Genomic DNA, 20,617 nt, shown 5'->3' with positions numbered 1-20,617 from the left:
TAATTTTTATAAAACCTTAAACAGTTTATCCTTTATCTCCTTCTTCATTATGCTGGAATCCGATTGCTCTTTGCGGCTCTTCGACAACTCTGTAAGTTTCCAGTTCATTTTTCAGAGCCTGAATCCTAAACCTGAAGTCATCAAAATTATTGATAATGGCATCCGCTAGAAATCGTGCTACCTGATCAAGATATTCTTCAGTAAGTTTTGACCCGGCATCCCTCAGCGCACTCTCCAAAAGTTTCTGATCAATTTTCAGCTTTTCGTTTCTGGTTCTCTGATAAAGGTTTTTAATTCTTTTCTTTAAACTTTGGGTAAAGTCTATCAGCATAGTGTTACTGAAGGCTTTCATCTTTGAAGAGATTTCATGCCAGAAAGGAACCTTATCAGCTTTGTTATTTTTAAGTATTTTGTAGAGTAAAGAATCTTCTTCCAATCCTCTGGTCATGGCATAAAGAATGATTTCCGAGCGCTCAGAAGCATTGGGAGGAAAAATAGGAATCAACACATCAAATCTTCCGGGTGCCAGAATTTCCTCATCAATTTCAGCCACAGAATTAGCTGACCCTACCATTAAAACACCTTCTTTTTCAAATTTTCCAATGTAATGCAGAATCAGCTCCTGAGCCTCAAGATTGCAGGAAGCAATGTCTGTTTCCGCCCTTCTCTGCATCATAATTTCATCGAAATCATCCATAAAAAGAAGCATTTTGTTTTCCTTCATCATACTCACCAGGAAATCACTGAAATTGATCTCATTTCCATCAATCAGCGAAGTTCCCAAATAGTGTTTTTTAACTTCTTTAAACTGATATCCGATGATTTCAGCTATTTTATTGGCCCAGAATATTTTACCGCTTCCCGGAGGTCCGTACAGAATAATCCCTGCAGGTTTGTTGATGCCCCAGTCTTTGATCTGCTGTGGATTCAGGAAGGGTTCCAGAACAGTGGATGTATAAAAGAAAAGGTCTCTGTACCCTATAAAATCTCTTTGCTGAAGGCTGGTTTTATGCCCAAAATAATCGTAGACAAACTGATAATTCCCTCCAAGTTTGTTATCAATTCCATAGCTTGATATGGAGGATTTGAAAAAACCATTATCGAAAATATTGAGATTATTGTCTTTAATCACCTTTTCCACCTTATCTTTTGGCTGCTTAATGACTTCGGCAATCTGTTCCAACGTTTTATTTTTATCAAGATCTTTTTCATATAACCTCAAAAAATCTACATTCTCACGGGCAAATTTTTCAAAATCTTCTTTTACGTCAAAATTTGTACTGACACAGTCTACCAGTTCAAGATCAAAATCCTGGATAAACTGTTTTATGGCTTCTGCAGATACATTTAATTCTTCTGCCAGTTCAATTAGCTTCATAACTGTTGATTAATTCTATCAAATTTAATGTATTTGTCCATAAATTAATATTGATTTATGATAATTCTGTAACATTCTCTAATTTATATAGACTACTACTATGTAAAACAAATTACATGGAAAAGATTTTATCAGTAAAAAATTTGACGAAAAAATTCAAAAGAGTTGTGGTCAACAATATTTCTTTTGATGTCGAAAGAGGAAATGTTTATGGCCTTTTGGGTCCGAACGGAAGCGGAAAGTCCACTACTTTCGGGATGCTGCTTTCAACCATCAATCCCACCAGCGGAGACTGGTTCTGGTTTGGAAAAAAAGGAACTGATCCTGACACCTTAAAAAAGATCGGAGCAATTATCGAACAGCCTAACTTTTATCCTTATTTAAGCGCAGAAACCAACCTTAAGATTGTCGCTGAAATTAAGCACGCACCCTATTCAAGGATTGACGAAGTGCTGAAGACCGTTAATCTGTATGAAAGGAGAAAAGATACTTTCAAAACTTTTTCTTTGGGAATGAAACAGCGTCTTGCCATAGCTTCAGCGATGCTCAACAATCCTGAAGTGATGATATTGGATGAACCTACCAACGGACTGGATCCTGAAGGAATCATTCAGATCAGAGAAATCATCAGCAATATTGCCAAACAGGGAATCACCATTATCATTGCAAGCCATCTTCTGGATGAAATTGAGAAAATCTGCAGCCACGTGATTGTATTAAAAGAAGGAAATTCCATCTACTGTGGAAGAGTGGATGAAATGACTTCCAATAATGGATATTTTGAACTGAAAGCTGATAATAACACATTGCTGTTAAATGCTTTGAATGAACTTCAGTGGTTCTCTTCCATTCATCAGGAAGGTGATCTTATCAAAGCCCAGATCCGCGATGATGCTTCTGTTTCAGCTTCGGCAATGAATCAGAAACTGGCAGAGAAAGGAATCTATCTTTCCCACTTGACCAAGAAAAAACTGTCTCTTGAATCTCAATTCCTTGAACTTGTAAAAAACACTAATTAATCATGATCAAATTATTAAAACTGGAATACTACAAAAATCTGAACTATCAACCGTTTAAGGTTTTCACTATACTCTATTTCGCCATTCTTATTGCGCTGCTTTTCATAGGATTGGTTGACTTTGATATTTTTGGAGGAACCATTAACTTAAAAGAACAGGGGATTTACAATTTCCCGGAAATCTGGAACTTCACCACATGGATTGTTGCCTTACTGAAAATTTTCCTGGGACTGATCATTGTTTTCTCTATTTCACAGGAATTCAGTAACCGGATGTTCAAGCAGAACACCATTGATGGATTGAGCAGAAAGGAATTCATCACTTCAAAATTACTGACAATAAGTATTTTCACTATTGTTTCAACAGCCATTGTATTGGGAATTACTTTGTTTCTGGGATATCAATATTCGAAGACAACGGAATCTACAAAAGTTTTTGCTGAGATGTTCTTTATTGGAAATTACCTGGTAAAACTATTTACGTTCTTCTGTTTCTTAATGTTCCTTTCTATTTTACTGAGGAAATCTGTGTTTGTATTTCTTGCTCTCTTTATTTTCTGGATTGGTGAGGGAATTTTAAAGGCTCTTGAAGTCTATTCAAAAGTAAAAGGAATGCAGGGGCCCCAAAGAAATGAGGTTCTTCAGAATGATTTTTTCATCTCGCATCTTTTACCGCTGGAAAGTATGTCTAACCTTATTCCCAATCCGATGATCAGATTGGATATGGCAAAAATGATGGGATTAAAATATGAATTCCACTACCCTACAGAAAGCCTTATCGCCTGTCTGGTGTGGTGTGGTGTTTTTATATTCGGTTCGTACTGGATTCTGAGAAAAAGAGATTGGTAGATGGTAATATCTGGAATTTAAAGATTTAAAAATTACAATATTTAAAGATTATTTTTTAAGTGGTTCGTTTTCGGATCACTTTTTTTTTGGCTTAAAATTTTCATTCGGTACTATCAAAAACCAGCCATGAAAAAAATATACTACTTTCCAGGATTGATCAGCGCCTTGCTGATTCCTGTTTTGTTTTGGTATTATGGAAGCCAAAAGTCTGAAGATATTAAAGTTTCTGTGATAGATATTGGACTTCCTGCCAAAGAAAGAGAAGGGAGTAAAAATACATTTGAAAGTTTTGAAACTTATAGAAACTGGGATTACAAAAAAATAAAAATAGTCCCCGGTACTGCCAAAGAAAATTCAAAATCATATGTTTCTGAACTGAAAAAGCTTCAGGAAAGAAATGAGAAAGAGTCTGGTATTGAGTTTATTTTAGATCAAAATAATAGCTATGGTGATTTTGTCTCTGTTTTGAATGATCTGGCAATTGCCAAACAGGAACAATATGCCGTTGACCTAGAGAAAACAGGACATATTTTTGCGGTTTATAGCTATATTGATCCTAAGGTGCAATATCCTGAATATGAATGTTTACTTTGTAATGATACTATAGATTGGGGGCCAGCAGAAACTATAAATGCTTTTGAATCTACCCGCTATGGGCAGATCTTTAACCTGTTTACAACCGCTTCCAAAGAAGCTTCCTACATTATTTTCGGGTTTCTTATATTTCTGAATATGTCCATGTTCAGCATTAAAGAAAGATTTCAATTGCACTATTAATTCAAAATAAAAAGGCTGCCATTGGCAGCCTTCCTTTCATATTACTTTTTATCTAACAACGGAAGATATTTTCCGTATCCTTTGCTTTCCATTTCCGCTTTCGGAATAAATTTCAGCGAAGCACTATTGATACAGTAACGAAGTCCTCCTTTATCCTGCGGTCCGTCTGTGAAAACGTGTCCTAAATGGGCATCTCCCGTTTTACTTCTTACTTCTACTCTATCCATACCATGGGAACGGTCCAGCTTTTCATCAATCAAACCTTTGGTAATCGGTTTGGAGAAACTTGGCCATCCGCATCCGGATTCAAATTTATCGGTAGAAACAAACAAAGGTTCTCCTGTGGTAATATCTACATAAATTCCTTCACGGGTTTCGTTCCAGTATTCATTCTGGAAAGGTCTTTCGGTGCCGTTTTCCTGGGTAACATTATATTGTTCTGCTGTCAGTTTTTCTTTTAAAACTTTTTTATCCTGCTTTTGATAAGCCGGTTTTGGAAGCGGGTTGGCTTTTTTGGCCATTTCAAAAAGTCCCGGTTCAATATGGCAGTAACCGCCTGGATTTTTATCCAGATAATCCTGATGATAGTCTTCTGCTCTGTAGAAATTTTTCAATGGAATAGTTTCTACGACTACGGGTTTATTATAATTCTTTGCCAGCTTCTGAACTTCATCTTTTACCACCGCTTCATCCGTTTTATCAGTGAAATAAATTCCTGTTCTGTACTGGTTTCCTCTGTCATTTCCCTGCTGATCCTTGCTTGTAGGATCAATGGTTTTAAAATACAGATCAATCAATAGTTTCAGATCTACCTGTTCAGGATCATATTTTACTTTTACGGTTTCTGCGAAACCTGTTGTATGGCTTACGACTTCTTCATAAGTAGGATTTTTGGTATTACCGTTGGCATAACCAACTTCTGTTCCTACCACGCCACGAATTTGTTGAAAAAAATGTTCTGTTCCCCAGAAACATCCACCTGCAAAATAAATCTCTCTAACGTTTTTGTTATCCATAATTTTCTCATTTTCTTTTTTTACTTCCACTACATCAGGCCTGTTCTTTTTGAAGAGCCCGGATCCCGCAGCAAAGACTGCTATACCCAGAATGATTCCGAGTACAATTAATATATTTTTCATTTTTACCTTTTTATTCATTACTTATTATTTTGAAACGATCATGAATCCAAATCCTAAAAGCATAAGGTCTTTTAAAATAAAGAAATCCGTCACAGGAACTCCGTCCACTATTTTCCATATTCCCGGTGTTGTAAACAAATAGCTTAATGTCACCAGAAAGGTTACGATCATTCCTATCCCTGCATACTTTTTCAATACAGCAAATTTCGCACTAAATATCAGGAGTAAGGCAATGATAATTTCTATCGCTCCGATAAGATTTGACACTGTCTGGACGCTTATAATTTTATATACGAAAAAAGTTAAGAAATGGTTTTCTACCAAAGGTTTTATTGCAGCTGCTTCTGTGGGAGTGAATTTGAAGATACCAATCCACAGTAAAATAAGTGCTGCTCCGAAAAGCGAAATATAATACCCGATTCGGGTTAATTGATTTTTAGATTCCTGTACTGTTCCGACCATATTTTTAAGATTTTAAATGAATACTTTATTGTTTTCAAAAGTATAGTCGGTGCTATTTTAAAATCCTGACAGAAATTATCCTAGAAATTTAATTTATCGATCATTTTATTTTTAAAGTCCTGAATTTCAGAATCATTAATTTCAGTTTCTTTTTCAGAAAAAGTCCTTTTAAAAGCTTTATCCAGAAGAGCCAGCTTTTCATTGTACATCCTGCACCATTTACAGATCATCAGGTGCATACTGAGCATCCTGTTTTCTCTGGCAGAAATAGATTGGGCATTCCTTTTTTCCATCAGTAAAGTAGCTTCACTGCACGGTAAAAATAATATATGTAGTATTCTTCGTATCATGATTTCTTATGATTTTGAAAACCAGTTAAACTCCAGACATTCTCTGAGCTGCATGCGGCTTCTCTGCAAAATCTTCCAAAGATTAGTCGTGGAAACATTCAATTCCTGACTTACTTCCGGTGCTTTTTTTTCTTCGATATAATACATTTTCAACAGAATCTTCCATTTGGAGGGCAATTCTTCAATACATTCTTCCAATGTTTTATTAAATTCTGTACTGTCTAAAAGCTCATCTCCATCGCCAGAAACATTCCAGTCATTTAAAACATCATTATTTTTCCATGATCCGGTTTCATCAAAAAAATGATCAAGTCGGATATTGGGTTCCGATTTGTATTTTTTCCGGTAAAAATCTACAACTTTTCTATTCAGAATAGCCATCAGCCACGTAAGCGCATTACTTTTCCCTTCAAAAGAATCATAAGCAGAATAAGCTGCAAGAAAAACTTCCTGAACCACATCCTGTGCATCTTCTTTATTCGAAAGTACATACAGTGCCCGTTTCAAAAGCGGCCCTGAATAATGTTCTATCCAGCTTTTCAGCTCTTCATCTTTTGTCATTGAAAGTGTTTTGCCTTATCTAAAATCATAGCGAAGGTAGTAAGTTAAGCCGGAAAATGCAAAACAAGATAGATTATTACAAATTATAGCCGTCTCAAACCTCGCAGGTTTTGAAAACCCGTGAGGTTTAGGACACATCCATATCCAAAGCCGGGCACCATTCAAAACATAGCATAAAATTATTACAAATCGCTTAAAAATAGTAAATTTGCATCTTATCAAAATTTGATACTAAAAAAGCAAAAGCAATACTATGACATCACAAGAGATACGTCAAAAATTTTTAGATTATTTTAAAAGTAAGGAGCATTTAATCGTTCCTTCAGCTCCTATTGTGCTGAAAGACGACCCTACCCTTATGTTTTCCAACTCCGGAATGACGCAGTTCAAGGATTTTTTCCTTGGCTACAAAACCCCTACCGCCCCTAGAATTGCCGATACACAGAAGTGTCTGAGAGTTTCAGGGAAGCACAATGACCTGGATGATGTAGGGAGAGATACTTACCACCACACTATGTTTGAAATGTTGGGAAACTGGTCTTTCGGGGATTACTTCAAAAAAGAGGCTATTGCTTTTGCCTGGGAATTACTGACTGAAGTATACGGAATTCCAAAAGAAAATTTATACGTTACCATTTTTGAAGGTGATGCTTCAGAAAATCTGGACAGAGACCAGGACGCTTACGATTTCTGGAAATCTCATATTTCAGAAGACAGAATCATCAACGGAAATAAAAAAGATAACTTCTGGGAAATGGGTGAAAGCGGACCATGCGGACCGTGTTCAGAAATCCATGTTGACTTGAGAACACCTGAAGAGAAAGCGAAAATTTCCGGACTTGAATTGGTAAATAATGACCACCCTCAAGTAGTTGAAGTATGGAACCTGGTTTTCATGGAATTCAACAGAAAGGCAGATAAATCTTTAGAGAAGCTTCCTGCTCAGCACGTAGATACGGGAATGGGCTTTGAGCGTCTTTGTATGGCACTTCAAGGGAAGTCTTCCAACTATGATACGGATGTTTTCACTCCTCTTATTGCTAAAGTTGAGGAACTTTCAGGTAAAAAATATACCGGAATTTTACAAGACGAAAAAGATATTGCCATCCGTGTTGTGGTAGACCACATCAGAGCAGTTTCTTTTGCTATTGCAGACGGACAATTGCCTTCCAACGGAGGTGCGGGATATGTTATCAGAAGAATTTTAAGAAGAGGAATTTCTTATTCTTACCGATTCCTGGATATGAAAGAGCCTTTCCTTTACAAACTGGTAGCTGTACTGCAGGAGCAGATGGGAACCTTCTTCCCGGAAATCGAAAAACAGGGAAAACTTGTTGCTGAAGTGATCAAAAGTGAAGAAGATTCTTTCTTAAAAACTATTGAAAACGGTCTGATCAGAGTAGAAAAACTGATCCAGCAGACCATTGGCAATAACCAGAAAGTATTACCAAGTGAAGAAGTTTTTGAACTGTATGATACATATGGTTTCCCTGATGACTTAACAAGAATTATTGCTGAGGAAAAAGGATTAACAATTGATGAAGCTGGTTTCAAAGCTGAAATGGAGAAACAGAAGCTTCGTTCAAAAGCTGATTCTGCCCAGAAAGTTTACGACTGGGTTACTTTGGAGGAAAGAGATGAAAACTTTGTAGGATACGATCAAATTGAATCCGAAACCTATATCACAAGATACAGAAAGGTAGAAAATAAAGACGGAGAATTTTACCAGGTGGTATTAAGCAGCTCTCCTTTCTATCCTGAAGGAGGTGGACAGGTTGGAGACAAAGGTGTTCTTGAGAATGCGGTTGAAAGCTTTGAAGTGTTGGAAACCAAAAAAGAAAACGGACTAATCATTTCATTGATCAACGGGCTTCCTAAAGATGCTGGTGCTGTTTTCTATGCTAAAGTAAACGCTTCCGAAAGAAAAAATTCTCAGGCCAACCACTCTGTAACTCACCTTCTGCACGAGGCTTTAAGAGAGGTATTAGGAACTCACGTAGAACAGAAAGGTTCTTATGTAGGTCCTGATTATCTTCGTTTCGACTTCTCTCATTTCAACAAAATGACTGAGGGAGAATTAGCACTTATTGAAGAAAAAGTAAATAAAAAGATCAAAGAAAGTATTGCTTTACAGGAGTTCAGAAATATTCCGATTCAGGAAGCTCTGGATAAAGGAGCAATGGCTTTATTTGGTGAAAAATATGGTGACAGTGTGAGAATGATCCAGTTTGGAAGTTCAAAAGAACTTTGCGGGGGAACTCACGTAAAAAACACCAGCGAAATCGGCCATTTTAAAATCACTTCCGAAGGTTCTGCTGCTGCAGGAATCAGAAGAATTGAGGCTATTTCGGGAGACAAATCTGAGGAGTATTTTAACAATCTTGAAAAACAGATCACTGAACTTTCTCAGTTATTAAAGTCTAAAGATGTGGTAAGATCGATCGAAAAACTGATCGAAGAAAATACTTCATTGAAGGCTGAAGTAGATGCTCTTAAAAAGGAAAAAGCAAAAGGAGAAATCGGAGAATGGAAGAATTCATATGAGCAGAAAGGCAACAAACAGCTTTTAGTAAAGAAAACTTCTCTGGATGCAGGTTCTGTAAAAGACATCGTTTTCCAGCTGAAGAGAGAAATCCCGACTTCAGTGACGATTATTCTTTCTGATGCAGACGGAAAACCAATGATTACCGTTGGAGTTTCTGATGATCTTGCTGCTGATTACCAGGCTGGAGCTATCGTAAAAGACCTTGCTAAAGAAATCCAAGGTGGCGGTGGTGGAAACCCTGGCTTTGCAACAGCTGGTGGTAAAAACCTCGAAGGGTTAGAAAACGCATACCAAAAAGCTTTGAATATCTAAAATAGAAACCTCTATTATAAATTTTAAACCGCGGCTGTCTCAGAATTGAGACAGCCGCGGTTGTTTTTAGTGCATATCATATCATTTTAACGCAAAGTCTTTTCTATAATACCTTATAATTTCAGGATGCAAAGAACGGAATCAATTTCATTGATTCTGACGAAGCGTGTGTACTATTCTTATTTCTCGCAGATGAAACAGATTACGCAGATTTTCCACAAGCATCTGCGTAATCTGTGAAATCAGCGGGAGATGAAAATAATTTTGAAAAATTATATAGGCCGGATATATGTTTTTATTTAACGCTAAGGATCGCAAAAAAGACTCATACTATAATCAATATTTTCATCAAAGTCTCTCTATTTATATCCGTTCTAATTATTGATCTTATCTTAACAAACCATTACTTAATCTTAAACTATTTGTTTTATCTTTTTAAAACTCAGTTAATACAAGACCTTTAGTTTTGCCATAATCGAAATTCAAAAAATATAATTATGAAAATAAACAAAACTATTGGAGCGCTGGTCTTTGCTTCTCTTGTATTTCAAGGCTGCAATGATGACAACGGTAACTCTGACACTCCTGTCAATGATAAAATCAAACTTGAAAATTTTTCTAAAGAACCCGCTTTCGTTTATGGAATGAAAGATTTTGAAAATTTAAATATAACTACCCTTATTTCCAGTTCTGACGTTCTTCCAGGTTCTCCCGATTTCGTTTTCGGAGGCCAGCCGGATGGAATGGGTCTTATGAAAGATCCAAACTCAGACGGCTATCTGATGATCACCAACCATGAGATCAAGCAATCGGTATCAAGAGTCTATTTAGACAAAACTTTTAAGCCTGTAAAGGGAGAATATATCTTAAACGGAACCGGAGGAATGACAAGATTATGCTCCGCTACATTGGCAACTCCGGAAATTCATGGTTTCAGTGCATTCCTTACCGCCGGAGAATCAGGTGAAGAAAGTATGGTACATGCTTTAAACCCTTTGGCACCAGTGTCTCAGGCAACTGATAAATCAAGGGTAAAACCGGCATTAGGAAAGGCTTCTATGGAAAATGCAGTTCCGCTTCCTAAAGATGTTTCTAACGGAAAAACCTATATCATCATTGGTGAAGACCAGTCTTATTCTTCTTCTCACCAGTCTGCAGGACAGTTGATTATGTATGTAGCAGATACACAGGGAGATCTTGATAACGGTAAGTTGTATTCTTTAAAAAGAACCAACAGCAACTATACGGAAACAGATATGACGAAAGGAAGCAGCTACGACGTAGAGTTCGTAGAAATTCCTAACGCTAAAAACCTTACCGGAGCTCAAATCAACCAGAAAAATATTGACAATAATGCGATCCGTTTTTCAAGAGTGGAAGATGTAGATTACAGAAAAGGAGCTGGAAAAGGAAGAGAAATCTACTTTACCGCTACAGGTGAATCTTCTGACGGTGTAAATCCAAAAGCCGGATTAACCATGTGGGGAAGAGTTTATAAGCTTGTTCTGAACGCCAATAATATGCTGACAGGAAAACTGGAAGTGGTGGCTGAAGGTGATTCTAATCCGGGAAATAATCTGATCAATCCTGACAACTTATGTGTGACTGAAAACTTTGTATACATCCAGGAAGACGGAGATTCTTATTACAAAAATGCCAATCACGATTCTTATATCTGGCAGCTGAATATTGCCACCAAACAATACAAACCGTGGCTGAATATGAGGCACAACAGAGGTGACTCTGCATGGCAGACAGCATACAACCAATCCGGAGATCTGCAGAAGTACGGTTCATGGGAGTTCGGGGCAATGGTTGATATTTCAGACATCATCGGAATCCCTAATACCTTCTCTGTGAATATTCACTCTCATACCTGGCAGCTGGATAAATTCAAAAATCCTGACGGTTCAGGAATCAACACTAATAAAGAAGGCGGACAGATTGTTATCATCAGAAACGTAGAAAAATAGTTTTAATTCCTTCATATCAAATTCAATTAAAGTATCAATAGAAAACCTCTGTTGATACTTTTCATCCTTATGAGTAAACTTTCAAAATACCCGATACTCCTTTTCTTATACTGTGCAGCAGCACTTTTTACGCTTTACCATTGCAAAAATGATAAGCAGCAGCCCATATACGAAGATCTTGGTTCTGTAAAAAACAGGATCATCAAAACCAATGCTGATTTTGAAAAACAGATCAATGAACTGAAGGCTCTTGTTGCTAAAGATGCTGATGAAAAACTTCTTCAGGAGAAATTCCAGGATATCCGAAAAACATACAAAAAAATGGAATGGGCTGTAGAATACTTCCTTCCCCACTCTGCAAGGTTTATCAACGGCCCTGCCCTTCCCGAAATAGAAATGGATGAACATACTGAAATAGAGCCTGAAGGTTTACAGGTGCTGGAAGAGATGTTCTACCCTTACGAAAAAGCGAATAAAGAAGAAGTAATCCGGATGCTCAATAAGCTCATCAATAAAAGCAATACCATAGAAACCAACTTTCAGGTTATTACCATCAGTAAAGATCAGGTCTTTGATGCCTTAAGACAGGAGGCTTTCAGAATTTCCAGCTTAGGAATTTCTGGTTTTGACACACCCGTTTCAGGAGTATTTTTAGAGGAAATGCCATCTTCTCTGCAAGGAATAAAAGAAACTTTGGAACAGATCTCCACTGATCGTTCGAAAAATAAAGCCTTAAAAAGTCTTGTGGCAGAGATCAGTTCAGCCATTGAAGTATTGAAGAAAAACACAGACAAAAATACGTTTGACTACGTGAATTTCATTCCGGATCATCTGAATAAAATCACAACCCTGATGCTGGATTTTAAAAAGCAGGAGAATATTCCCGATGTTGACGTAACGACCGCTTTAAACAAAAATGCAGCTACTTTTTTCAGTAAAAATGCTTTTAATCCTGATGCCTTTATTCCGGGAAAAGGATATGCCTACTCTGAAGAAAAAGCTGCTCTTGGGCACCAACTCTTTAATGATAAAATTTTGTCGAATAATAACAACCGGAGCTGTGCCACCTGCCATATTCCTGAGAAAGCTTTTACAGACGGACTAAGCAAAGCAATGTCCCTTGAAAATTCGGAACTGGCAAGAAATACCCCTTCGCTCAATTATGCAGGCTATCAGCATGGCCAGTTTTGGGATATGAGAAAGGATGATCTGGAAGGACAGAGTTCTGATGTAATCTCCAATAAAGAAGAAATGCACGGTGATCTGAATGTTATTCTTGCCAAAATCAACCAGGATAAAAACTATCAGGCCGCATTTAAAAAGATCTATCATTCACAAAAAACCGAGGTCTGGCAGCTTCAGAATGTATTGGCAAGCTATATCCGCTCTCTGGCAAAATTCAACTCTGATTTTGATGAATATATGAGAGGAAATAAATCAGCGATGACAGACAATCAAAAGCGTGGTTTCAATCTTTTTGCGGGGAAAGCCCAGTGTGCCATCTGTCATTTCCTTCCCTTATTCAATGGAACAGTGCCTCCGAATTTCAAAAAAACAGAACAGGAAGTCCTGGGAGCAGCAATGAACGGAGAAAATAAAGCATTTGACACAGATCCGGGACGGGGAAAATTCCATGAAACAGTTTCTTCCCTGCAGCATTCCTTTAAAACGCCAACACTTAGAAATATTAACAAAACAGCTCCTTATATGCACAACGGCGGGTATAAAACCCTGAAAGAAGTGATGAATTTCTATAACAAAGGCGGTGGAAAAGCTTTTGGATTTAAACTGGAAAATCAGACACTTTCCGACGCACCGTTACAGCTTACCGATCAGGAAATTGATGATATTATTGATTTTATGAAAGCGCTGGATGATCAATAAATACGATTCTAAAACACAAAACAACGAAAAACCATTAAAACTCCTGGGCTTTAACTGCAAAGGAGTTTTTTATTTAGAAATTCAGGTAAAACAGAAAGACTATGCGGCTCATTTCTTTGTTTGATTTTACCTTTGGAAAGTCCATGAAAACATTAGATTAAATCAATGTTATACTCTGTTAAAAACTTTTTTACAACAATAAATATCATTATTTTTGACGTAGTTTTTTTACATGAAAAGGGGTTTACTGTTATTATTTTTTCTGATCTGCTTTTTGGGGTATTCACAATCAAAAATTAAGGTTGTGGATGACGCCAGCCAAAAGCCTGTCTATAAAGCAAAGGTATCCTGTGACAATGCAGTTATCGGATATACGAATGAACAGGGTATTCTGGAGTTTAAAACCGGATGCAAAAACATTGATATAGATGCAGATTCTTATCAGAGAGAAAGTATCACAGTTGAGAGCAGCATGGAAGTTTCCCTGCTAAAAAAAACATCACAGACAACCAACATTGAAGCGGTTGTTATTGAAGACAAAAGTGATCCCAGGGCTCTGGAAATTCTTAAAAAAGTCAATAAATTATTCAAAGAAAACTCACCCAAAAGTTTAGGGTCCTACTCCTACAAATCCTACGAAAAAATCTCTCTGGATATTGATGAGGACAGTCTTTCGCAGTTTAATCAGTATTTTAATGATTTAAATATTTTCAAGAAAAAAAGGGAAAAAGACTCGCTGAATAATATCAACGCAAGAAAAATATTTTCAAAAAGCAAACTCTTCCTTTGGGAAAGGGCTCAGGAGTTTTTGTACTCTAAGAAGTATGGTGAAAAGATCAATATTCTGGACAACAGAATCTCCGGTCTGAAGCAGCCTATTTACGAAATGATCGCGCTACAGCAAAGTAACAGGGATGTTGTTCCCGAACAGATAAAACCCGAAAACAGAGGACTTTACAGATTCTTTCTTTCAGATACGGTTACCCTTGACGGAAGGAAAAACTTTGTAATCCGCTTCCGTGAGGTAAATTACAAAAAGCCGGACAGAAAACGAAAGTATAACGGTGCTATTTATGTAGACACCGAAACGTACGGAATCAAAAAAATCGAGAATTTCAGTAAAAATAAAAACGAAGGAATTATTACCAGTACCTGGGTATTCTACAATAACAAATGGTTCCTTGCCCATGAAAAAGCCAAGCTTAAAATGGGTAAAATGGCCATGGATGACAAAGTGCATGCCGATGATAAGAAAGACAAAAAAAGCTTCGGGACCTATGCTTTCCTTACCTCAAAATATTTTGATTTCGAATCTCCTATTGAAGAAGATCCAAAGGATTTTAAAGGCTATACTTTCTCGGTAAAAAATATTGACGGTCAATCTCTGGACCGCTACAGGACAGATCCCCTTACCGAAAGGGAACAAAATACCTATAAAACCATCGACAGTTTAGGTAAAAAATATAAAATCGACAGCAAAGCGCAGATTTTATCAGGTTTACTGAACGGACAGATCAGAGTCGGTTCTGTAGACTTTGCTGTGGATGAAATTGTCAATTATAACTCCTATGAAGGTTTCAGATTAGGTTTAAAAGCCAAGCTGAATGAAAATTTCAACCCTTATTTTTCACCGGACTACTATTTTGCATATGGTGTGAAAGACCGAAAATGGAAGTACGGAATGGGGCTTGATATGAAAACCACACTGGAAAAGAATTCCTTTTTCAGATTTGAAGTGTATGATGATGTAACAGCATCCGGAGAATTCAACCGAAAGATGTGGAATTTCAAGATGAGAATGATGAACTTCGGGAATAATCTGAATAATGACCGGTATTTCCACTTTAAAGGAATGTCATTATCTTACCTGAACGATGTCACCAACGGACTTACCGTTGCTCTTGCCGTAAGAAGAAACACAGAAGAAGCTGAATTCGATTATCAGTTCAGAGACCGGGGAACATCTTACAGAAACTTCAATACCCTTTTCACCCTGAAATATTCTCCGAATTCTACCAATATTATGACCCCTCAGGGAAAATCTCTGATTGATCAGAAATATCCTGAACTGTATTTTAATTATGAGCAGAGTTACAAAATACTGCAGGGGGATTTTAATTATTCCCGTTTTGATGGTTTGTTTGTTCATAATTTCAAAACACCGATCGGAACTACAGGGTTCCGATTATATGGAGGTCTTGTTCTTGGTGGGGCGCCTATCTGGAAAAACTTTACGATGAACGGACTTGCGTCTCCGGGCAAAGATTTTAATTTTAACCTTACTTCTTATCTTGGGTTTGCAACACTGGAAGGTGGGAAATACTATAATGACAGATTTGTTGCATACTACTTTACGCATAAACTTCCATGGTATCTGAAAAGTTTCGGACACAATGTTTCCAGCTTTGATTTTGTCTTAAGAGGAACTATAGGAGATATGAAACATCCGGAATACCACCAGTTTAAATTCAGAAAACTGGATCACCTGTATCAGGAAGTCGGTGTGGAATGGAATAATTTCCTTTCCAGCTATTTTAATCTTGGGGTATTCTACAGAGTGGGCTATTATGCAACGCCACATTTCAAGGAAAACTTCGCCATTCAGTTTAAGCTGAAATTTCTCGAGTTTTAATCGTCCGGAAAATACAAAATCTTTATTTTTGGATGAGAATTCAGAAATATTCAACGATACTATATAAAAAAGAACATGCAGAAAATCGAAATCAAAGCAGAACAGTTTTTTGAATTATTAAAATTAAAAGACACTTCGATGTGGGAAATTTTCTCACAGATGATCGATGGAAATGAAAAGGAAATTATCTTTTTGGACAATGAAGACAAGATCCTTTTTAATTATATTCTACCTTCTACACAGGAAAAACTGGAAGAAGACAGAAAAGAATTTTCAAAACAGTTTTCAGAGAAACTAGCTGAATTTAATTAAGCAATGTTATGAATAAAAATTATATTTTTTCTCTGTTAAGCCTTTTCCTGTTTACCCTCGGAAATGCTCAGAATTATAAAAAACCTTTAGTTTCTGCTATCAAAGAATCTGATCTCCGCACCGATATGTATCAGCTTGCTGCAGACCAGTTCTGGGGCCGTGAAGCCGGAACTCTGGATGAATTGAAAGTTTCTATGTGGTTGGCTGACAAAGCGAAGGAAGCCGGAATGAAACCTGCCGGAGATAATGGAACATTTTTCCAGTTTTTTGATATGTACAGGCATCAGGTGATTCCACAAAGCAGCCTGAAAATCGGAGATACCAGTTTGAAATTATGGAAAGATTTCCTTGTCGCTGAACCTGTAAACGCTTCATTAGATGCTGACATAGTGTATGCCGGAAACGCAGAGCCTGAAGAGCTTGCGAAATTGAATATCAAAGGAAAAATTCTTGCTGTAAACGCTTCTGACAAGAATATTTCAAAAGATATGACACTTTTTGTAAGAAGATATCCCGGATTTGTAAGAAATAAATATTACAATAAAGCTTCTGAACTGGGAGCCAAAGCCATTATCTTCATCACCGATGATATCTCCGAGCAAAGCTGGGTAGAAGTACTGCCTCAAATGACAAGAGGAAGCTATGGCGTAGAAGGATTAAGAGAAAAAATCACCAATAATATTCCTGTTGTGTGGATCAAAAGAGAAAATGCCAGCTGGGTAAAAAACAATCCTAAAGCTTCTCTGAACCTGATCACTGAAACTTACAAATACCCTTCAGTAAATATTATCGGAAAAATTGATGGTACAGATCCTGTTCTTAAAAATGAATATGTTCTGTTAAGCGGACACCAGGATCATGACGGGATCAGACATCCTGTAAAGAATGACACGATCTACAACGGTGCTGATGATAACGCCAGTACTTGTGTTGCCATGTTAGCAATGGCCAGAGCTTACAAAAAACAGCCGGGAAAAAGAAGCATCCTTTTTGTTTTCCATGGCGCTGAAGAAAGAGGATTACTGGGTTCAAGATGGCATGCAGCCCATCCTGTTGTTCCGAAAGAGAAAATTGTAGCCGTTCTGAATGGTGATATGATCGGAAGAAATGACAATAATGAAGCTGCTCTATTAGGAGGAAATACTCCTCACAAAAATTCTGAAGAGCTGGTAAAAATGGCCGAAGATGCCAACAATGAAAGTACAAAGTTCAAATACCTTAAAGATTGGGATTCTCCAAGCCATGCTGAGTATTTTTATTTCAGAAGTGATCATCTTCCGTATGCTAAGATTGGAATTCCTGCAATATTCTTCACAAGTGTACTGCACGATCAGTATCATACTCCACAGGATGAATCAGAAAATATCAATTACAAAAAGCTTTATAAAATGACTGAATGGATGTACAGAACATCCTGGAAAGTAGCTAATGAAACAGAACGTCCGAAAGTAATTTCGAATTTTTCGCTTGAAAGATAATTTATAAAAAGAATTATATTTCTTTTGTCTTGAAACAAAAGAATCAAAAATTCAAGACTTAGAAACTTCAGCTAAAAATCAAATCTGTTCTCTAAAAACTCTAAACTCATGCGGAAACAATCTATGTTGAGAATCATATTTTGTCCCGCACTCAGACAGTAGAGTTTTTTAACGTTCACAGAATTCATTTTCTTAACGCTTCACTTTCTTATGTCATTTGATATTGCCAGAAACATAAAAGCTTCACAGAGTGTGAAGCTTTTTTCATCATTGTGTTTTTAGAATCTGAAATACGAAATAATTTAATATTGATTATGATTGGAAACCGTTAATTTTTTTAATTCATCATATTTCTTTTGTCTTGAAACAAAAGAAACAAAAATTCAAGACTTAGAAACTTCAACTAAAAATGAAATCTGTTCTCTAAAAACTCTAAACTCGTGCGGAAACACTCTATGTTGAGAATCATATGTTGTCCCGCACTCAAACAATAGAGTTTTTTTAACGTTCACAGAATTCATTTTCTTAACGCTTCAGTTTCTTATGTCGTTTTTCAATGTCATCAAAAAAATAGGTCTCTTTTTACATCTAAATCCTTTTAAATAAGCAAATTCATCAGAGAAGGATCATTGTTCAGATAGTTGACAAAGAAATCATATTGTTTCATTTTATCAATTAAAGGAATGAAATCTTTGTTTTGCTTCAGAGCAATTCCTACGACTGCTATTCCCTTTTCTTTTGAATTTTTCTGGGTGTATTCAAAATAAGTGATGTCATCATCAGGTCCCAGTACATCCATTACAAAGGTTTTCAATGCTCCGGGACGCTGTGGAAATCTGACCAGAAAATAATGCTTAAGTCCTGCATGAAGCAATGCTTTTTCCTTGATTTCTTCCATACGGGTAATATCATTATTGCTCCCGCTGATAATACACACTACGTTTTTACCTTTTATTTCTTCTCTATATTTTTCCAATACTGCTACTGAAAGTGCTCCCGCCGGTTCTACCACGATAGCATCTTTGTTGTACAGTGACAATATGGTTTCACAGACAAGTCCCTCATCTACTGTAGCCATATCATATAGTACATCTTTACAACGTTCAAAAGTGAGATCTCCCACTTGCTGTACGGCTGCACCGTCTACAAAACGGCTTATTTTTTCGAGAAGAACGGGTTTCCCTTTTTCAAGGGCTTTTTTCATGCTTGCTGCTGCGGATGGTTCTACACCTATAATCTTTGTTTGCGGAGACAACTGCTGAAATACAGTACAGACTCCTGCTGCCAATCCCCCGCCGCCTATCGGAACAAAAAGATAATCAACCACACCTTCTGTCTGTTCCAGAATCTCCAGTGCTGTTGTTGCCTGTCCTTCAATAATTGCCGGATCATCAAAAGGATGGATAAATACGCTGTTATGGTCTTTACAAAACCTCATCGCAGCATCTTTAGATTCATCGAATGTGTCTCCAAATAAAACAACATCAATGTATTCTCCACCGAACATTTTCACTTGTTCAAGCTTTTGTCCGGGAGTTGGCAAAGGCATGAAAATCGTTCCTTTAACCTTCATGGTCTGACATGCAAAAGCAACGCCCTGGGCATGATTTCCGGCGCTGGCACAAACAACACCTTTTGAAAGTTCTTCCTCAGACATGGTGGCCATCTTATTATAGGCTCCTCTTATTTTATAGGATCTGACCCTTTGAAGGTCTTCTCTTTTAAAACAAATATTAGACTCATAAATAGCTGACAGATTATTATTCACAGCTAAAGGTGTTTTTACCACTACATCTTTTAATCGTTCCTCCGCTTTATAGACATTCTCTAGAACGGAGGAACTTACTTCCTCTTTCATCATCTGTTTAGTAATTAATTGTTTTCGGGTCTCAGGCTTCGTACCGTCTTACCTGCTTTCCACATTTCGCTTTCTCTCAGTTCTGCAAGTTCGGCTTCCAATTTTTCACGATAATCCGGTTTGCTATTGCTATCAATCGAACGTTGTGCTTCGTTTCCTTTGGCTACATTGTCATACAGCTCTTCAAACAAAGGCGAAGTAGCATCTCTGAAACGTTTCCACCAGTCCAAAGCTCCTCTCTGAGCGGTTGTACTGCAGTTGGCATACATCCAGTCCATTCCGTTTTCTGCTACCAAAGGCATTAATGACTGAGTCAATTCTTCTACGGTTTCATTAAAGGCTTCAGAAGGGCTGTGTCCATTTTTTCTCAATACATCATACTGAGCAGCAAATATTCCCTGTACGGCTCCCATCAGCGTTCCGCGTTCTCCGGCTAGATCACTGTAAACTTCTTTTTTAAAGTCGGTTTCAAAAAGATATCCGCTTCCTATCGCAATTCCCAATGCTGTTACTCTTTCTCTGGCTTTTCCTGTAGCATCCTGATAAACGGCAAAACTGCTGTTTAAACCTCTGTCCTGCAGAAACATTCTTCTCAATGAAGTTCCTGAACCTTTAGGAGCTACCAGAAATACATCTACATCGGCTGGAGGAACAATTCCAGTACGCTCGCTGAATGTGATTCCGAAACCATGAGAGAAATACAATGCTTTTCCTGGGGTAAGATGCTGTTTTACTTTCGGCCAGTATTCTATCTGTGCGGCATCACTCAAAAGATAGCAGATAACAGTTCCTTTTTCCAGTGCTTCTTCGATTTCAAATAAAGTTTCTCCCGGTACAAATCCGTCTCCTATTGCTTTATCCCAAGATTTGGAGTTTTTTCTCTGCCCTACAATCACATTAATTCCATTATCTTTTTGGTTTAAAGCCTGTCCAGGTCCCTGTACTCCATAACCAATCACTGCTACGACTTCATTTTTTAATACTTCCTGAGCTTTTTCCAACGGAAATTCTTCTCTTGTTACTACATTCTCCTCTACTCCTCCAAAATTCAATTTTGCCATTTTTTTTGATTTTATTTATTATTGATTG

The 20,617-nt window shown here is 37.2% G+C and carries 16 protein-coding genes; 9 read left to right on the top strand and 7 right to left on the bottom strand.

Annotated features, from left to right (window positions below; translation table 11 throughout):
- Positions 1 to 25: 25 nt before the first annotated feature.
- On the bottom strand, positions 26 to 1,378 hold the full coding sequence (locus PZ898_RS23280) for an AAA family ATPase (protein WP_120233134.1): 1,353 nt from the start codon (positions 1,376 to 1,378) through the stop codon (positions 26 to 28).
- A gap of 116 nt (positions 1,379 to 1,494) precedes the next feature.
- On the opposite strand from PZ898_RS23280, the gene PZ898_RS23275 reads away from it, so the two are divergent.
- From PZ898_RS23275 to PZ898_RS23265, 3 genes are all read left to right on the top strand, one after another.
- Positions 1,495 to 2,397 carry an ATP-binding cassette domain-containing protein gene (locus PZ898_RS23275; RefSeq protein WP_062671223.1) on the top strand — a complete coding sequence of 301 codons (903 nt, stop codon included), beginning with the start codon at positions 1,495 to 1,497 and terminating at the stop codon, positions 2,395 to 2,397.
- A gap of 2 nt (positions 2,398 to 2,399) precedes the next feature.
- Entirely contained in the window at positions 2,400 to 3,245 is an 846-nt protein-coding gene (locus PZ898_RS23270; protein ID WP_216445067.1) for an ABC transporter permease subunit, read from the top strand.
- Positions 3,246 to 3,371: 126 nt separating this feature from the next.
- Complete coding sequence (locus tag PZ898_RS23265; RefSeq protein ID WP_277694362.1) at positions 3,372 to 4,022, top strand: hypothetical protein; 651 nt, start codon at positions 3,372 to 3,374, stop codon at positions 4,020 to 4,022.
- A gap of 41 nt (positions 4,023 to 4,063) precedes the next feature.
- On the opposite strand, the gene msrB is transcribed toward PZ898_RS23265, so the two are convergent.
- From msrB to PZ898_RS23245, 4 genes are all read right to left on the bottom strand, one after another.
- Positions 4,064 to 5,161, bottom strand: coding sequence for a peptide-methionine (R)-S-oxide reductase MsrB (gene msrB, locus PZ898_RS23260; protein ID WP_277694361.1), 1,098 nt, complete (start codon positions 5,159 to 5,161; stop codon positions 4,064 to 4,066).
- A 24-nt stretch (positions 5,162 to 5,185) separates the two neighbouring features.
- Complete coding sequence (locus PZ898_RS23255; protein ID WP_277694360.1) at positions 5,186 to 5,623, bottom strand: DUF417 family protein; 438 nt, start codon at positions 5,621 to 5,623, stop codon at positions 5,186 to 5,188.
- Between the two features lie 80 nt (positions 5,624 to 5,703).
- Positions 5,704 to 5,973, bottom strand: a complete 270-nt coding sequence (locus tag PZ898_RS23250) for a hypothetical protein (protein WP_277694359.1) — start codon at positions 5,971 to 5,973, stop codon at positions 5,704 to 5,706.
- Between the two features lie 6 nt (positions 5,974 to 5,979).
- On the bottom strand, positions 5,980 to 6,534 hold the full coding sequence (locus tag PZ898_RS23245; RefSeq protein ID WP_277694358.1) for a sigma-70 family RNA polymerase sigma factor: 555 nt from the start codon (positions 6,532 to 6,534) through the stop codon (positions 5,980 to 5,982).
- Between the two features lie 253 nt (positions 6,535 to 6,787).
- Here PZ898_RS23245 and alaS point away from each other — a divergent pair, with 253 nt between their 5' ends.
- The 6 genes from alaS to PZ898_RS23215 all read left to right on the top strand — a co-directional run bounded on the left by alaS (position 6,788) and on the right by PZ898_RS23215 (position 17,670).
- Positions 6,788 to 9,391: an alanine--tRNA ligase gene (alaS, locus tag PZ898_RS23240; RefSeq protein WP_277694357.1), complete on the top strand. Its 2,604-nt coding sequence runs from the start codon at positions 6,788 to 6,790 to the stop codon at positions 9,389 to 9,391.
- A gap of 497 nt (positions 9,392 to 9,888) precedes the next feature.
- Positions 9,889 to 11,364 (top strand): hypothetical protein, encoded by a 1,476-nt coding sequence (locus PZ898_RS23235; protein WP_277694356.1) that lies wholly within the window; start codon positions 9,889 to 9,891, stop codon positions 11,362 to 11,364.
- Positions 11,365 to 11,433: 69 nt separating this feature from the next.
- Complete coding sequence (locus PZ898_RS23230) at positions 11,434 to 13,248, top strand: cytochrome-c peroxidase (RefSeq protein WP_277694355.1); 1,815 nt, start codon at positions 11,434 to 11,436, stop codon at positions 13,246 to 13,248.
- A 304-nt stretch (positions 13,249 to 13,552) separates the two neighbouring features.
- Positions 13,553 to 15,880: a hypothetical protein gene (locus PZ898_RS23225; RefSeq protein WP_277694354.1), complete on the top strand. Its 2,328-nt coding sequence runs from the start codon at positions 13,553 to 13,555 to the stop codon at positions 15,878 to 15,880.
- Positions 15,881 to 15,955: 75 nt separating this feature from the next.
- On the top strand, positions 15,956 to 16,192 hold the full coding sequence (locus tag PZ898_RS23220; RefSeq protein WP_277694353.1) for a hypothetical protein: 237 nt from the start codon (positions 15,956 to 15,958) through the stop codon (positions 16,190 to 16,192).
- Positions 16,193 to 16,200: 8 nt separating this feature from the next.
- The gene (locus tag PZ898_RS23215; RefSeq protein WP_277694352.1) at positions 16,201 to 17,670 is read left to right on the top strand and encodes a M20/M25/M40 family metallo-hydrolase; all 1,470 of its coding nucleotides are present in this window, start codon (positions 16,201 to 16,203) and stop codon (positions 17,668 to 17,670) included.
- Between the two features lie 598 nt (positions 17,671 to 18,268).
- Here the strand turns inward: PZ898_RS23215 and ilvA are convergent.
- Both ilvA and ilvC read right to left on the bottom strand, forming a co-directional pair.
- The gene (gene ilvA, locus PZ898_RS23210; RefSeq protein ID WP_062671245.1) at positions 18,269 to 19,531 is read right to left on the bottom strand and encodes a threonine ammonia-lyase; all 1,263 of its coding nucleotides are present in this window, start codon (positions 19,529 to 19,531) and stop codon (positions 18,269 to 18,271) included.
- A gap of 11 nt (positions 19,532 to 19,542) precedes the next feature.
- Entirely contained in the window at positions 19,543 to 20,589 is a 1,047-nt protein-coding gene (ilvC, locus tag PZ898_RS23205) for a ketol-acid reductoisomerase (RefSeq protein ID WP_277694351.1), read from the bottom strand.
- Between the last annotated feature and the right edge of the window lie 28 nt (positions 20,590 to 20,617).

This window comes from Chryseobacterium sp. WX (assembly GCF_029542485.1).
Taxonomy (GTDB): domain Bacteria; phylum Bacteroidota; class Bacteroidia; order Flavobacteriales; family Weeksellaceae; genus Chryseobacterium; species Chryseobacterium cucumeris.
This window is presented reverse-complemented; position numbering and strand designations above follow the sequence as displayed.